Origin of the sequence: Fibrobacter sp. UWH1 (assembly GCF_002210365.1) — a bacterium.
In the GTDB taxonomy this organism is placed as follows: Bacteria; Fibrobacterota; Fibrobacteria; order Fibrobacterales; family Fibrobacteraceae; genus Fibrobacter.
Genome location: NZ_MWQG01000004.1, coordinates 32,611 through 47,818, shown reverse-complemented (window position 1 = coordinate 47,818; position 15,208 = coordinate 32,611). Strand labels below are relative to the sequence as shown.

At 51.7% G+C, this 15,208-nt stretch carries 15 protein-coding genes; 5 read left to right on the top strand and 10 right to left on the bottom strand.

Annotated elements, in window-relative coordinates; all coding sequences use genetic code 11:
- The first annotated feature begins 58 nt into the window (after nucleotides 1-58).
- A complete protein-coding gene (locus tag B7992_RS02940) occupies nucleotides 59-1,543 on the top strand; it encodes a DUF1846 domain-containing protein (RefSeq protein ID WP_073156152.1) in 1,485 nt (494 codons plus the stop codon).
- Between the two features lie 66 nt (nucleotides 1,544-1,609).
- Here the strand turns inward: B7992_RS02940 and B7992_RS02935 are convergent, their stop codons facing one another.
- The 3 genes from B7992_RS02935 to dapA form a co-directional block, all read right to left on the bottom strand.
- A complete protein-coding gene (locus tag B7992_RS02935; protein WP_101478808.1) occupies nucleotides 1,610-1,942 on the bottom strand; it encodes a hypothetical protein in 333 nt (110 codons plus the stop codon).
- Between the two features lie 64 nt (nucleotides 1,943-2,006).
- The gene (locus B7992_RS02930; RefSeq protein ID WP_073156158.1) at nucleotides 2,007-2,738 is read right to left on the bottom strand and encodes a hypothetical protein; all 732 of its coding nucleotides are present in this window, start codon (nucleotides 2,736-2,738) and stop codon (nucleotides 2,007-2,009) included.
- A gap of 155 nt (nucleotides 2,739-2,893) precedes the next feature.
- Complete coding sequence (gene dapA / locus B7992_RS02925; RefSeq protein ID WP_073156161.1) at nucleotides 2,894-3,850, bottom strand: 4-hydroxy-tetrahydrodipicolinate synthase; 957 nt, start codon at nucleotides 3,848-3,850, stop codon at nucleotides 2,894-2,896.
- Between the two features lie 280 nt (nucleotides 3,851-4,130).
- On the opposite strand from dapA, the gene B7992_RS02920 reads away from it, so the two are divergent.
- The 4 genes from B7992_RS02920 to B7992_RS02905 all read left to right on the top strand — a co-directional run bounded on the left by B7992_RS02920 (nucleotide 4,131) and on the right by B7992_RS02905 (nucleotide 8,651).
- Nucleotides 4,131-5,744, top strand: coding sequence for a phosphomannomutase (locus tag B7992_RS02920; RefSeq protein ID WP_073156164.1), 1,614 nt, complete (start codon nucleotides 4,131-4,133; stop codon nucleotides 5,742-5,744).
- A 52-nt stretch (nucleotides 5,745-5,796) separates the two neighbouring features.
- Complete coding sequence (locus tag B7992_RS02915) at nucleotides 5,797-6,564, top strand: hypothetical protein (protein WP_073156166.1); 768 nt, start codon at nucleotides 5,797-5,799, stop codon at nucleotides 6,562-6,564.
- Nucleotides 6,565-6,728: 164 nt separating this feature from the next.
- Entirely contained in the window at nucleotides 6,729-7,472 is a 744-nt protein-coding gene (locus tag B7992_RS02910) for a YebC/PmpR family DNA-binding transcriptional regulator (RefSeq protein WP_073156169.1), read from the top strand.
- 339 nt (nucleotides 7,473-7,811) lie between these two features.
- On the top strand, nucleotides 7,812-8,651 hold the full coding sequence (locus B7992_RS02905) for a hypothetical protein (RefSeq protein WP_088665536.1): 840 nt from the start codon (nucleotides 7,812-7,814) through the stop codon (nucleotides 8,649-8,651).
- 23 nt (nucleotides 8,652-8,674) lie between these two features.
- Here B7992_RS02905 and B7992_RS02900 read toward each other — a convergent pair whose 3' ends face one another.
- From B7992_RS02900 to rlmN, 7 genes are all read right to left on the bottom strand, one after another.
- The gene (locus tag B7992_RS02900) at nucleotides 8,675-9,814 is read right to left on the bottom strand and encodes an N-acetylmuramoyl-L-alanine amidase (protein ID WP_083539595.1); all 1,140 of its coding nucleotides are present in this window, start codon (nucleotides 9,812-9,814) and stop codon (nucleotides 8,675-8,677) included.
- A complete protein-coding gene (smpB, locus tag B7992_RS02895; protein WP_073156171.1) occupies nucleotides 9,814-10,284 on the bottom strand; it encodes an SsrA-binding protein SmpB in 471 nt (156 codons plus the stop codon). The genes B7992_RS02900 and smpB overlap by 1 nt, the downstream gene beginning before the upstream one ends.
- Nucleotides 10,285-10,295: 11 nt before the next feature.
- The gene (gene obgE, locus B7992_RS02890) at nucleotides 10,296-11,450 is read right to left on the bottom strand and encodes a GTPase ObgE (RefSeq protein ID WP_088665535.1); all 1,155 of its coding nucleotides are present in this window, start codon (nucleotides 11,448-11,450) and stop codon (nucleotides 10,296-10,298) included.
- A 76-nt stretch (nucleotides 11,451-11,526) separates the two neighbouring features.
- A complete protein-coding gene (argC, locus tag B7992_RS02885; RefSeq protein ID WP_073234051.1) occupies nucleotides 11,527-12,501 on the bottom strand; it encodes an N-acetyl-gamma-glutamyl-phosphate reductase in 975 nt (324 codons plus the stop codon).
- Nucleotides 12,502-12,677: 176 nt separating this feature from the next.
- Nucleotides 12,678-13,175, bottom strand: a complete 498-nt coding sequence (locus B7992_RS02880; RefSeq protein WP_088665534.1) for a YchJ family protein — start codon at nucleotides 13,173-13,175, stop codon at nucleotides 12,678-12,680.
- Nucleotides 13,176-13,335: 160 nt separating this feature from the next.
- Nucleotides 13,336-13,956 (bottom strand): methyltransferase, encoded by a 621-nt coding sequence (locus B7992_RS02875; RefSeq protein WP_073156181.1) that lies wholly within the window; start codon nucleotides 13,954-13,956, stop codon nucleotides 13,336-13,338.
- Nucleotides 13,957-14,042: 86 nt separating this feature from the next.
- On the bottom strand, nucleotides 14,043-15,167 hold the full coding sequence (gene rlmN / locus B7992_RS02870; RefSeq protein ID WP_073156184.1) for a 23S rRNA (adenine(2503)-C(2))-methyltransferase RlmN: 1,125 nt from the start codon (nucleotides 15,165-15,167) through the stop codon (nucleotides 14,043-14,045).
- Nucleotides 15,168-15,208: the final 41 nt, after the last annotated feature.

Genomic DNA, 15,208 nt, shown 5'->3' with positions numbered 1-15,208 from the left:
GGAGACGGCTCCAATTTTTTATTTTTGACCCGATAAATTTTATGCATGTGGAGCATATATGTTCAAAGTTGGATTTGATAACGACGCGTACTTGAGAACGCAGTCCGAGAAGATTGCCGAACGTATTGCAAAGTTCGGTGGAAAGCTTTACCTTGAATTTGGCGGAAAGCTCTTTGATGACCACCACGCAAGCCGTGTACTGCCTGGCTTCGCCCCAGATTCCAAGATCCGCATGCTCGAAAAGCTGAAGGACAAGGCCGAAGTTATTATCGCCGTCAATGCCAACGATATCGAAAAGAATAAGGTCCGTGGCGACCTCGGCATTACCTACGATCAGGACGTTCTCCGTCTGATCGACGCCTTCCGCGGTTACGGTCTCTATGTGAGCAGCGTGGTGCTGACTCGCTGGCAGGACCAGCCTAGCGCCCTGGCTTACCAGAAGAAGTTGGAAGGTCTAGGTCTGAAGGTTTACCGCCATTATCCCATCGCTGGTTACCCCAACAACATTCCTCTGGTAGTGAGCGATGACGGCTACGGCAAGAACCAGTTTGTTGAAACAACCCGCGAACTTGTGGTGGTGACCGCCCCGGGTCCGGGAAGTGGAAAGATGGCTGTTTGCCTCTCCCAGATTTATCACGAAAATACCCGCGGCGTCAAGGCCGGTTACGCAAAGTTCGAAACGTTCCCCATCTGGAACATTCCTCTGAAGCACCCGGTGAACTTGGCTTACGAAGCTGCTACCGCAGACTTGAACGATGTGAACATGATTGACCCGTTCCATCTGGAAGCTTACGGCAAGACCACCATCAACTATAACCGTGATGTTGAAGTGTTCCCGGTTCTGAACGCTCTGTTCACTCGCATCCTTGGTGAATCTCCGTACAAGAGCCCCACTGACATGGGCGTGAACATGGCTGGTAACTGCATCATCGATGATGACGCTGTTAGCGAAGCCGCCAAGCAGGAAATCATCCGCCGCTACTACAACACCCTCTGCGATGTCCGTAAGGGCAACGCTGATCAGGATCAGGTTTACAAGCAGCAGTTGGTCATGGAACAGGCTCACATTAGCACCGCCGACCGTCCGGTTGTTGCCGCCGCTCTCAAGCGTGCCGCAGAAACTAACGGCCCCGCCGTTGCTATTGAACTTCAGGATGGCGCTGTGATTGCCGCAAAGACTTCTTCCTTGCTGGGTGCGTCCTCTGCCATGCTTCTGGATGCCCTCAAGCACCTGGCTGGTATTCCTGATGAAGTCCGTCTGCTTTCTCCCATGGTCATTGAACCTATTCAGAGCCTGAAGACCAAGCAACTGGGCCACACCAATCCTCGTCTCCACATGGACGAAGTGTTGGTGGCTCTCTCTGTCTGCGCCCTCACGGATTACAACGCAAAGATCGCTCTGGAAAAGCTTCCGGAACTCCGTCATTGCGAAGTCCATGCCAGCGTCATCCTCTCTCAGGTTGATGTAGGCGTGTTCCGCCGCCTGGGTGTGAACTTGACCTCTGAACCGAATTATCAGACTAGCAAGTTGTATCACACTTAAAAGCTGCGGCTTATCGTCGCATAGATTTCAATTAAAAAAGTCCCGGAGTAATCCGAGACTTTTTAGTTACCATGAAAGTAAAACAATTCCTGTGGTACCAAGGGCGATTAGACCTGCTCCAACTCCGATGCCTGTTGCACTACCACTGTTTAAACCTACGTCAACACCAATCACCATAATTCCGCCAAGTATTCCTGCGACAGAATAAAGGTAACCCATAAATCTCAAAAAAGGGCTGTGATCGGAATAATCTCCGTCGTAATTTGTGTCGTGGACGTAATTCTCAATATTCGTTGGAATGGATTGCACAATTCTAGATTCATGCGTTACAATAGGGGTGGCCGCAAACGAATTTAATGCGAGTAGGAGAATCAACAAGATTGTGCTTACGGATTTCATGATAACCAATATAAAAAACGGCCGGCGCAAACCGGTCGTTCTTTAAAGCTTCGCTAGTCTGATATTACTTAGCCTTTTTCGGGGGGTGAGCTGCAATCTTCTTGGTGCCCTTTGCCTTTTCAGCTTCGAGTGCTGCCTTTTCTTCGGCTTCGGCTGCAGCTTCAGCTTCGTCGAATGCGGCCTGCATTTCTTCCAGAGCGCCAACGGGATCGTCTTCGATGATTTCGGAAGCTTCGTCTACCAGTTCGGCGAATTCGTCGTACCAGTCTGCGAAGATTTCCACTTCCAGGTGGTCAACACCGGGAACGGTGAGACGGACGCCGCAGCTTTCGCCAACGCGGTCCATGTAAGAAGCGATTTCCGGCTTCAGGAGGGACAGGTCCAGACCGTCCAGGTCTTCCGGTTCCAGCCATACGCCATCTTCTTCCTCTTCTTCAACCTTAGCGGCCTTCTTGGACTTCTTGTCTGCCTTCTTTTCGGCCTTGTCTTCGCAGCAGCAACCGCACTGGCAACCGCAATTGCAGTCGGCGCCGTAGGTTTCCAGATATTCTTCGTCATCCATACCGCTGTCATAGAAGAATTCGTCTTCTTCAAGGTACAGGGTTTCGACAAAGATGCTCTTTGCGCCCAGGGACTTTGCGGCTTCGATGAATTCCTTCAGGTCGCCACCAAAGTAGCGGGTTGCTTCCACTTCTTCGTTCAGGGTCTGAACGGGGATGGGGAGGAGCTTCTGCTTGCTGATGTAAGCGCAGACTTCGTCGCTAATGGACTTCTGAACTTTCTGATTCTTAGCCATGATATTCTCCTTGTGAGGTATGAGGTTCGAGGTCGCTCGCAGTGCTCGCTTGAGGTATGAGTCAAATGATCGCGGCTTTGCCGCCTTACTTTAACTCAAAGGTCCGAAGGACCGTCCTCAAACCTGAAAGCACCGAAGGTGCGCCCTCAAACCTATTAAACGTGATACTTCTTGAGGCTTTCTGCCTTTTCGTTGATGAGCTTCATGATGCGTTCTACGGCTTCTTCGCCGCGGGCGGTGTCCTTGACGCTGGTCATGGGCTGGAACAACGGGCTGTTGAACATGGTTCCCAGAGGAATGGGGTTCTTGCGGCAGAAGGTTGCTTCCACGTAGTCGCGGGCGGCGCTCTGCAGGTCCTTGGCCTTGGAGGAGTCGCCGGCTACATAAGCCTTGTAAAGGTCAGAGAAGATCTTTGCTGCTTCGGGGATGTTACCGGTTGCGGTAATGAGGCCCTGGCCACCCATTTCGAGCATGTCGATGAAGAAACCGTCTTCGCCAGAGAGAACGGCAAAGTCGTTGTTCTTGGTTTCGTTGATGACGCGCTTGGTGTCTTCGTGGAACTTTTCGCCGATACGGAAGTCAACTGCCTGCTTGAGACCGATAATGTTCTTGTCTTCGGAAAGGGCGATGAGGGTGTCGGGGTGGACGTAGCTAGCGGTACGGCCCGGAACGTTATAGATGATGATCTTGGCGCCAGTTTCTTCGCTCAAGGTCTTGAAATGCTTTTCGATGCCTTCCTGGGACGGGTTGTTGTAGTAACCGGTCACGCAGAGCATGGGAACTTCAGCAATCTTCAGGATTTCCTGAATCATTTCCACAGATTCACGAGTGCAGTTGGAGCCTGCGCCTGCGATAACGGGAACGCGGCCGCCTACGTAGTCCAGAGTGAACTTGATGATGTCCAGATGCTGCTTGTGAGTGACGGTGGCGCTCTGACCAGTGGTGCCAACCGGGAGAATACCGGAAACGCCAGAGGCAATGAGGTCGTCAATCATCTTTTCCATCTTCTTGTAGTCGATGGAGTTGTTAAGGTTCTTAGGATCATCGTTCATCAGCGGAGTGAACAATGCGGGAAAAACACCAGTAAGTTGAGAAGCTTTTGTAATTTGCATGCCTTAAAAATAGCTATAAAATGAAGATTTGGACCTTGCAAATGTCGCTTTACCCCCATTATTTTTCGCGAAAATCGGTGTAAACGGGGGATTTGGTGCCTTTAAGGACGTAATGACCTGGATTTTTACCTTTCTTTTTACCGTATGCTGTTCTTTTTATGTCAAAAAATAACATTAAAATATACAGGGGCGAGATAAGCCCCTTTTTGGTGGGGAGGGGTATCGTTTGTAACAAAATTTTTGTAAATTAATGCCCGAAAACTTTAAAATAGGAACCACTATGGAAAACATTACTCAGATTTGGAAGAAGATCCAGTCCCCCGAATTTAACCCCGCTACCGACATGGCTCTGGTAGAACAGGTCAAGCAGGTGGCTCTCACCTCTCAGGAACCGGCAAAGGTTAGCTTCGGCACTTCTGGCTGGCGTGGCGAAATCGGTTCTGAATTCACTCTCCGTAATCTGCAGGTCGTAGGCGCAGCTATCGTCCGCCTCTACAAGGAAGCTGATGCTGCTATGTTCGAAGCTCTTGGCGTCAAGGACTTCGCTGAACTTCAGAAGCGCGGCGTTGTGGTTGGCCACGACAACCGTCTCCTGGGTCACGAATTCTGCGAAGCTGTGGCTGACCAGTTCGCCAAGGCCGGTGTGAAGGTTTACTACGGCAACGAAATGCCGACTCCGGAATTCTCCGCTGCAATCGAAATGCTGGGTGCTGCCTGCTCCATCAACATGACTCCTAGCCACAACCCCAGCCACTACAACGGCATCAAGTTCAACCCCGCAGACGGCGGTCCTGCAGGTCCGGAAATCACCAACGTGATTACCAAGCTCTCTAACGAAATGATGAGCACCTGGAAGTTCGAACCGGTCTCCAAGGTTGACTGGGAAATCATCGACTCCCTGAAGATCTACAAGGAATTCCTGATCAAGCAGGGCACCATCAAGTTTGACCGTATCAAGGACTTCATCAAGAAGGATCGTCTGACTTTGGTCTGCGACCACGTTCACGGTTCTACCCGTCGTCGTCCGGCCGCTCTCCTGGACAATCCCCAGTGCCTCGTTACCATCCGTAACGAAGACGACAGCCTGTTCGGCGGTGTTGCTCCGGAACCGTCTTCCAAGAACCTGGAAATGGTCCGCAAGGCTCTGGACGAAAGCAAGTCCTTCTTCCGCCTGGGCGCAATCTTTGACCCGGATGGTGACCGTATCCGCTTCTACGATGGTTCTCGCGAAATCGACATGAACCAGTTCGGCGCAATCGCTTTCCACTACATGGCTACCTGGCGCAAGGAACAGGGCGTGGTTGCAAAGTCTGTTGCTACTTCTAACTTCGTGAACATCATTGCTGAAAAGCTGGGCGTTCCCGTTATGGAAACTCCAGTGGGCTTCAAGAACTTCCGCCCCTGGTTGTCTCGCAATGCCAAGGATAAGGCTCTGGTCGCCTTCGAAGAATCTGATGGTATTTCCGGCCTCAACAACACCCTGGAAAAGGATGCTCAGTTCGGCCTTCTCATCGCTCTCGAAATCATGGCTACCACCGGCAAGAACCTGGGTGAATACCTGGATGCCCTCTATGCTGAATATGGCCGCTTCTACCCCAGCCGCGCTGGTTTCGAAGTGGACAAGTCCCTGGTCGGTGCTCCGCTCATCGCCAAGGTGAACGCTGTTGCCGAAGCCGCACAGGTCGGTGCTAAGGTCATGGTTGGCAATACCGAAAAGACCGTTAAGCAGTTGCTCACTCTCGACGGCGTGAAGATCATTTTCGAAGACGATTCCTGGATGCTGGTTCGCCCGTCCGGTACCGAACCCAAGGTTCGTATCTATACCGAATGCCGCAACCCGGATGAAAAGGATCCCATGTTCGAAGCAGCCAAGGCTCTGTTCTACAAGAACTAAGTCTTGATTAGTGGATTGGGTTTCTAACCCGAATTAAAAGAGGATTAGAATTATGAAGAAGTTACTTGCATTTCTCTTTCTGGCCTTTGCAGTTGTTTGCTCTGCTCAGAACCTGAAGCCTGAATTCCAGGCTTTCTCTGGGGCGCTGCTTAAACTGAAGAAGGTTGAAAAGGGTTTCCACAAGTTCCAGTTGACGGTGGATGTCGCTCCGTGGGCCTTCCAGGCTACGGGTGAAGTCCAGGCTCCGGGTGGAGACGGCGACGTCTTGATTACCGGTCTCTTTGACGGTGAACTTTATGCGGTTCTCGCATACGTTCCCTCTACGGCTGCTGGTACCGACGGTCAGGAATATCAGGTTGGTTTCTTTGACATGATGCTTTATTATGAAGAAGAACCTACCCGTATTCGTAACCTGAAGTTCAAGCTGTTGCCTCCGGCCAACGATGAATGGGCTAAGGGCATTCTGAAGGATGCTCTGGAATCCGGTTCCTTGATTGGTAACGTGTGGGGCGGTAAGTATGACCGCGCCATTACCAAGGCTTCCGCTGATCCTATGGACAAGAAGAAGTTGCAAGCTCTTCAGAAGAAGAACGGAAACCGCAAACTTTCTGATGACGATGGAACCATTTCTACCCGCAAGCGTCGTGTAGAAGCTGAAGAAGCTCCCGTTACGAAGCCGGCCAAGAAGGGCAAGGCTGTAAAGGATGAGGCTCCTGTCAAGAAGAATAAGCACAAGAAGGTTTCTTCTGGTGATGGCTGCGATGATCCGAGCCTGAGCGTCAAGGAAAAGCGCCAGTGCGCTATGCGTAAGAAGAAATAATCTTCTTTGTAGTTCGAAACTTATAAATGCCGCTGCCTTTCGTAGAGAAGGGTGGCGGCTTTTTTCTTGATTTTTTATATAAAAACTTGCGGAATTTAAGGACAGACGTCCAAAAAAAAATTATTTTTTGACCCGAAACTTTTGCAACCTATATGAGGTAATTTATGTCCGGTCACTCCAAATGGGCCACCACCAAACGTAAGAAAGCTAAGACTGACGTTGCCCGTGCTAAGGCATGGAACAAGTTGATTAAGGAAATTTCTATCGCTGCTAAGCTTGGCGGCGGCAACCCGGATGCAAACCCGCGTCTCCGTGCTGCTATCATCAAGTCCAAGTCTCAGAGCTTGCCCACCAAGAACATCGAAAGTGCTATTGCCAAGGGTACTGGCGCTAACGGTGGTGCAGACGTTACCGAACCGCTGTACGAAGGTCGCGGTCCTGCAGGCATTGCCATCATGGTGCAGTGCATGACCGACAACAAGGTTCGTACCGTTGCTGAAATCCGTAACATCTTCAACAAGAACGGCGGCGCCATGGGCGAAACCGGTTCCGTTACTTGGGCATTTACCTACAAGGGTATGATTGTTATCGATGCAGAAAAGTACAGCGAAGATCAGGTTATGGACCTGGTTCTGGAAGCTGGTGCAGACGACATGAGCACTGAAGACGGCATCCACGAAGTTTCCACCTCTCCGGAAGCATTCGACGCCGTTACCCGCGCTCTTGAAGGTGCTGGCATCGAAATGATGAGCGCTGAAATCACCTACGTCGCTAACGACCCCGTCAAGCTGGGCCACGACGACGCTGTGAAGCTGCTCAAGCTCATCGACAAGTTCGAAGATCACGACGACGTTCAGGACGTTTACCACAACGCTGAAATCGACGAAGCTGACATGGACGCAGAATAATGACCGTTTGCGCTAGAGTTTTGTAAAGAACTTCTTGTAAGCGCAAACTCTCACAAAAATGCCTCGGTATGAACCGAGGCTTTTTTGTTCACGGTAGCCACGAGCCGATATACGAAACTAGGGACTTTAGTCCTTTAGTTGAGTTATCCACTCTGTGGACGAGTCTCGGCGGAGTGCTTGCACTCCGAAATGACCGAGGCGAAGAGGCGGACGCTGGAGCGAAGCGTAAGCGTCCGTGATCCGTAAGGCGAATGTCGCGGAAATCGAACTTCGCAAAATTAAAGGTACCGGTGATGAACCGGTGCTTTTTTTATATATTCAGAAAATATAGGAGGTCTTATGAAAAAAATATGTGGTTTAGTCGCAGTATTGTGTGTGACCGTTTCTTTGATAGGATGCGCTGGTTCTAATAAGCAGGGACTTCCTAATCACATAGATTTCAATAAAACAGAGGCTGCGGAAGTTGCCATGCACGCCGAGGAATTTAGAGTTATGGATTCCCTCGCCGCTGTTGGTCAACTGTTAGCTTGGCAAGATGGTGTTGCATGGGTGGCGTCAGATTCTTTGATGGCAGATCTTCCAAAAGAACAGTTGAAAAGTATGAAGGGCTGGGTTGCTCAGGGTAATCTGAGGGAAGGCTTTTGTGTGTTCTATGGAAAGGATTCCTCTGGTTACTACCAGTTGGCTCGATACGATTTTACTCCTCAGGGAATGAATCGCGCTACCGCTCGTATGGAAATTCCTGAGGGAGATCTGATGGAACTGGTTCGAATGAACGATTCTGCCTATCAGTTCTTTAAAAATTCTGGAGAAATGTTTAATGTTAAGTATAACACCTATATTCTAAAGGGCGAAAATGGCTATACGTTTTACGCAATTCCAGGTTCGACTTCTAAGTATGTTATTCTGGGTGGGGCTGCTAAGTTGACCATCGATGAAAATTCGTGGAAAGTGGAAAACTTACACAAAAGTCCAATCGCGATGGAATGGAACAACGTTAACAAGGACTCTTTTCCTGTTCGAACTTCTTCAATGAGTGATATTCTTAATGAGGCTGACTTTGCTCAGTACTACATCTATGCAAAATCAATGCCTGATCAGTATATCAAAACTCGTAAGTATTTGATTGGATTGCTTCGCGACGTTAATGGTAAAATGGCCATTGTCGTTGTGAAATAAAATTGCTATTGCAACAGGGAGTCTTATCGTCCTAATGTCTCGCGATAGTTGTGAACGGCTTCCTTGTAGCTGGTGACTGCCTTGGAAATGCGTTCTGCGATATCCTTCTGGCCGGCGTCGCTCATCATGTAGGCTTCGTCTTCAAGGTTGCTGATGAAGCCGATTTCGTAAAGGACTGCGGGCATTAATGCACCCACCAGGACCATGAAGCCTGCACCGCCTACGCCACCTGCCTGGCGACGGATCTTGCCGCCGTCCATGGCCTTTAACATTTCTTCGGTGAACATGTAGCTGTTCTGCTTGTACTTTTCGAGGCGGGCTTCCAGCTTAAACCATTCGATGGGTGAGAGTTCTTCCTTGGCGTTCTTTTCGCCGTAGAGGGTGGCCACCTTGTTTTCGCGGCGGGCGATGGCCTTGTCTTCTTCGCTTTCGGGAGCGCGGAGTACGTAGACGTGGTAGCCCTTGATAATCTTCTTGCGTTCGGGAGTGGCGTCAACGGCGTTGCAGTGGAGGCTGATGAAGAGGTCGCCATCCCATTGGTTTGCTAGATTGGCCCGCTGGCCCAGTTCGACAAAGTAATCCTTGTCGCGGGTCATCTTGACGATAAAGCCTTCCTTTTCCAATTCCTTCTTGAGGAGCTTGCCTACGGTAAGGACAATGTCTTTTTCTTGAGACTTGGAACCGATGGCGCCTGAGTCCTTGCCGCCGTGGCCCGGGTCGATAACGATGGTCTTGACTTCGCGGGTGCCTGCGGTTTCATTTTTTGCGGGGGCGGGTGCTTGGGCTGTGGTTGTTGTATTTGTTGCTGCGGGGGCTGCCTTTACACTGCTTGATGAAACGGCTGCCTGTTGGGCGGAACTTTTTGCGGTTTGTTCTGCCTCAAAAAATTTTGCTGCGTCGACGGAATCAATTTGGATGCGGCCTGCAGAAAGAACTGGAGCTGCTGCAAGGTTGATTGTCTTGCCGTGGAGACTTGCGTAGGGGAGGCCGATGGCGAACTTGACCGTGTCCTTGTTTCTTTCTAGGGTGAACGTTTTTTGAACGGGATACCAATGGAAAGAGGCGCCCTTACTTTGGGCGAAATTCTCTACGTCCGTTTTACCGGCCCACACCGCAGAGGCGGTTGCTAGGCAGAAAAGCAGTACCCACAAAACCTTGTTCATTACTTGTGTGCCTTTGCTGCGCGATCCATTTCCATCTTGGCGTCGCGTTCCATAATGGTCTGACGTTTGTCGTGCTGGTCCTTACCGCGGCAGATGCCCATTTCCAGCTTGGCGCGACGATTCTTGAAGTACAACTTCAGAGGAATCAGGGTGCAGCCCTTCTGTTCCTTGGCCTTGCGCATCTTTTCGATTTCGTGGCCATGGGCCAGGAGCTTGCGGCGTCTTGCAGGAATGTGGTTGAAGCGGTTGGCGAATAGGTACTCGTCGATGCGGGCACCTACCAGCCAGAGCTCGTTCTTCTTTTCGTCAATGTCAATCCAGGCTTCGCCAATGGTACACTTGCCGTCGCGAATGGACTTGACTTCGGAACCGATGAGCATGATGCCCACCTCGAAGGTTTCGTCCACGAAGTAAAGGTGGTTTGCCTTTCTATTCTGGATGACGGGTGTTGACTGTTCCTTTTTTGCCATGGACTTTTACCTTACTTGGACTTTTTTGCGGCAGGCTTCTTTGCGGGAGCCTTCTTGGCAGGAGCCTTTGTGGTCTTGGATGCGGTCTTGGATGCGGGCTTGGCTGCTGCCTTGCGTTCTGCCTTGGCAGCAGTCTTTGCGGCGGCCTTCTTGACAGGTGCTTCTACCTTCCTGGTTTCCCAGCCCACCTTTTTCTTTTGGACGTGGGGGACTGCCTGATCCAGGGCGTCACGGAGTTCCATGCAACCTTCACCGGTAAAGGCAGAGGTGATGATAACCTTTTCCTTATGTTCCGCAAACTGTTTGATGGCCTCTTCGATGCCCAGGTCACTTTTGTTCAGGGCGATTACGTAGGGCTTCTTGGCAAGCTTCGGGTGGAATGCCGCCAGTTCTCCCTTCAGAACCGTGAACTGTTCGTAGGCGTTTTCTGCAAAACCGTCAATTACGAACAAAAGAGTGTGGGTGCGTTCGATGTGCTTCAGGAACTGGTGACCCAGACCCTTGCCTTCGCTGGCGCCTTCCAGGAGACCCGGAATGTCGGCCACCACAAAGCTGTGTCCGTTCATCTGCACGATGCCAAGCACCGGTTCCAGAGTGGTAAAGGGATAGTCGCCCACCTTGGGACGTCCGCTGGAAATCTTGTTCACCAGACTGGACTTGCCTGCGTTGGGGAAGCCAACCAGACCGACGTCTGCCATGAGCTTCAGTTCCAGGAACAGTTCGCGCTTTTCGCCTGCTTCGCCCGGAGTGCATTTGCGAGGTGCCTGGTTAGAAGGGGTGGCGAAGTGCTGGTTGCCCATGCCGCCCTTGCCGCCACGGGCAGCAATCCAGCGCTGGCCGTCTTCGGTAAGGTCTGCAAGAATTCGACCTTCGGCATCCTTGACGATAGTTCCCTTGGGTACGTCTACGATGAGGTCTTCTGCAGATCTGCCGGTGCAGCGCTTGGCGCCGCCGGCTTGACCGGGGCGTGCCTTGTACAGACGTGCGTTACCCATGTCCAGCAGGGTGGAATACTGTTCGTTGACTTGGAGGATAACGTGACCGCCACGGCCGCCATCTCCGCCATCGGGGCCGCCCAGAGGTACAAACTTTTCACGGTGGAAACTGCAGATGCCGTCACCGCCCTTGCCGGAGCGCACTTCGATTGATTTTTCGTCTAAAAACATAACAGGTTTCGAGGTCCGAGGTATGAGCTCGTCGCTTCGCTCCTTTGAGTTTGAGTTAGGCGGCTTCGCCGCAGGGTTAGAGTCCTAACGTTTCGTCGAGACCGAGAGCGATGTTCATGTTCTGGATGGCGGCACCGCTGGCGCCCTTGCCCAGATTGTCGATGATTGTTGTAACCTGCATGACGGTTTCGTTACCGAAAACCTGGATGCAAGCATTATTTGTGTTGTTGCAGATGGTGGGGTTCAGACGGCCGTTGATCAGTGCCGGAGTCTCTGCAGGGGTTGCTTCGTAAGGCATGACGGTTACGAAGTTGGAGCCTGCGTAGTGTTCCTTGAGGATGTCGGTCAGGTCCTGAGGTCCAACCTTCTTGCTAAGCTGGTTTGCAAAGAGGGCTACGGTTACGGCCATGCCCTTGTAGTAGGGGCCAAGCACCGGATTGAAGAAGGGCGTGTTTTCCAGTTCGCAGTACTTCTTCATTTCGGGAATGTGCTTGTGGGAAAGGGCCAGGGCGTAAGGTGCCGGAGCCATGATGGGGAGGGATTCTCCTGCCTTGTGGCCAAGAGCGCTTTCGTCTTCGTATTCGGCGATGAGCTTCTTGCCGCCACCGGAATAGCCGGTGATGCTGTAGGCTGCCAAGTTTGTGGACTTGGGGAGAATGCCGCTTGCGACCAGCGGGTGTACGCCAAGGATAAAGCCTGTGGCGTGGCAACCGGGGTTAGCAATGCGCTTTGCTGTGCTGATGGCCTTGCGCTGTTCTGCAGAAAGTTCGGGCATGCCGTAAGTCCAGTCCGGGTTCACACGGTGAGCCGTGGAAGCGTCGATGATTACGGTGTTCGGATTGGTGCAGAGCGCTGCACTTTCCACGGCGGCTGCATCGGGCAGGCACAGGAAAGTCACGTCGGATTCATTGATCAGGCGCTGGCGTTCGGCGGTATCCTTACGCAGTTCCTGGGAAATGCGCAGAACTTCGATATCGTTACGCTTTGCGAGTCGATCATAAATCTGAAGACCGGTGGTACCAGCTTCGCCATCAACAAAAATCTTGAACATTGCTTTATTCCTTAGGAAATCAGGGATGAGGTCGCGACGATGTCGCTTTGAGGTCGCTCGCTGTGCTCGCTAGAGGTAAGTTAAATTGTCGCAGCGAAGCCGCTATTCCTTAGCTCAAAGGGCCTTTGGCCCGCCCTCATGCCTCAGAGCACCGCAGGTGCGTCCTCATACCGTTGTTACTTACCAGCGCCGCAGCACTTCTTGTACTTCTTGCCAGAACCGCAGGGGCACGGATCGTTACGGCCGACATCCGGACCGGTCTTCTTCACGGTTTCCTGCTTGACTGCACGGCCGTCGTAGAAGAACCATGCGCCACCAACCTTGTGGAATTCGCCCAGTTCGTGGTGGTTACGGGTGATGTTGCCCTGCTTGAAGCGAGCTACGAATTCGACCCAGCCGATGTTCTTTTCTTCTTCGGTCTTGGTCTGCTTGATTTCGATGCCCAGCCATTCGGATTCCTTGCTCCATGCTTCGACGCTAGCTTCGTCGAAATCGGAACGCTGAGTAGCTTCCAGGGATTCCTTGAGCCATGCGATTTCGTGCTTGGCGTAAGCGGTGTAGCGAGAACGCATCAGTGCTTCGGGAGAAGCGGCGAGAGTAGTCTGCTTGATGACCGGTTCGCAGCATTCGCAATATTCTTTACCGGAACCACAGGGGCATAAATCTTGAGCCATAATAACCTCGTTAAAAGTGTGAAAAATTTACAGCGAAAAAGATAGAAAAAAGGTTAAAGGATAAAGTTTAAAGTTTAAAGGCGGTAGGCTGTTTACGGCGAAAAAAAAGGGCGCGGGATGACCGCGCTCCTTTATCCTTTTGCCTATAACCTTTATGCTACTACAGGCACTTCTTGAGAATCCAGAATTCTTCCTTACCTGCACGGTCGGGGAGGCTGTTTACGGCCGGGATGCGTTCAACCACATCGAAAACGCCGCCGAGACGAGCCATCAGTTCGCCTTCGCTGGTGCAGTGCGGAGGACCCTGCAGGGTCTTGCCGTTCATCAGCGGGTACATGAGGGAAATCAGCACGCCGTCGTCCTTCAGCATCTTGTAGCAGACTTCGAAGAATTCGTCGCGACGACCCGGATGGATTGCAGTGAAGGTACCGTAATCGTACACGATATCGAACTGCTGGCCGCCACGCTTCTGATCCTTGGGAGAAAGGGTGAACAAGTCCAGGTCCAGGGAACGGAGGTTCTTGTGCTTGCGGCTCAAGTGGTCCAGTTCATCGACTGCGGTTGCTGCGAAATCTACTGCCAGAACGTCATGGCCACGCATGGCCCATGCTTCGGCGTCGTAACCAAAGCCTGCGCCAGGAACCAGCACGGAGCCGGTAGCGGGGCAGGAGGGGTTCTTGAAAAATTCCAGCAGGGCAGGGGTAGCCTTCTTGGTGTTCCAATAGTCCTTGCCTTCTGCGTAAAGATTATCCCAAAATTCCGGGAGGTTTTGTGTCAACATTATTTACCTTCCTGTTTGTTTCTCTTGCTAATTACTTATCCTAATTCCAAATTTGATTCCGTCCTGGAGCCCTGTGCCGAACCTTGTCAGTCCTGCCTGGGCTTTGCGTCGGGGAGGCTGTGGCCTCTTTCAAATGCTTCCTGGTTGTCCTTGTTCTTCTTGTAGGCCAGCTGTCCGCAGGCGGCCAGAATGTCGCGGCCACGGGCGGTACGGATGGTGATCTGGACCTGGGCTGCTCGGACCGCGGCGAGGAAGGTGTCCACTTCTTCGGGGGTAGGGGCGTGCAGGTTCGGGTCGTCGCCATCGTTTAAGATGATGGCGTTCACCTTGACGCGTCGGGGAGCGCAAATGCGGATCAGTTCCTTGGCGGCCTTGGGCGTACAGGTGATGTTCTGGATCAGAACGAATTCGAACGTCACATAATTATCGGTTCTACGGATATATTCGTCTACCGCTTCCAAAAGTTTTTCGATGGGCCAGAGGTCATTTACCGGCATGACGGAAGAGCGGTATTCGTTATTGGTGCTGTTCAGGCTGATGGCCAGGCAGCAGGGCGTGTTGCGGTCCACCAGTTCCTTGATGCGGGGGACGACGCCGCTGGTGCTGACGGTCATGCGCTTGGAACCCATGTTGAACAGCTTCTGGTTGTGCAGAGTGCAGCAGACTCGGTGTACGTTTTCCAGGTTGTTCAGGGGTTCGCCCATGCCCATGAAGATGATGTTGGTGACCTGGGCGATCTGACCTTCTTCGTTGAAGATGTTGTTGTCTTTCAGGTACCAGTTGACGTTCAGGATTTCTTCGAGGATTTCGCCGGCTTCGAGATTACGGAAGAAGCCCATCTTGGCGGTGCGGCAGAATGCGCAGTTCATGGCGCAGCCCACCTGGGTAGAAACGCAAACAGAAAAACGACCGTTGGCGGGGATCATCACGGTTTCGATGTGATATCCGTCATGGGTTTCGAACAACCATTTGACGGTTCCGTCTACGGAAACCATGTGCTGGTCTTCCTTGAGGGAACGCAGCTCAAACTGGTTTGCCAACTTTTCGCGAAGTGCGGGTGAAATATTCACCATTTCGTCGTAGGAACGGACCTGCTGGCAGAACAGCCATTTCTGAATCTGGTCTGCTCTAAAAGGCTTTTCGTCGACGTCCCTAAGCCAAGCTTTCAGTTCGTCTGTGGTAAGTGTTTTTATGTTGCGCGGCCATTCCATAGGTCGCAAAGATAGTAAAAAATAGCCTTTTTGTTAAGGGT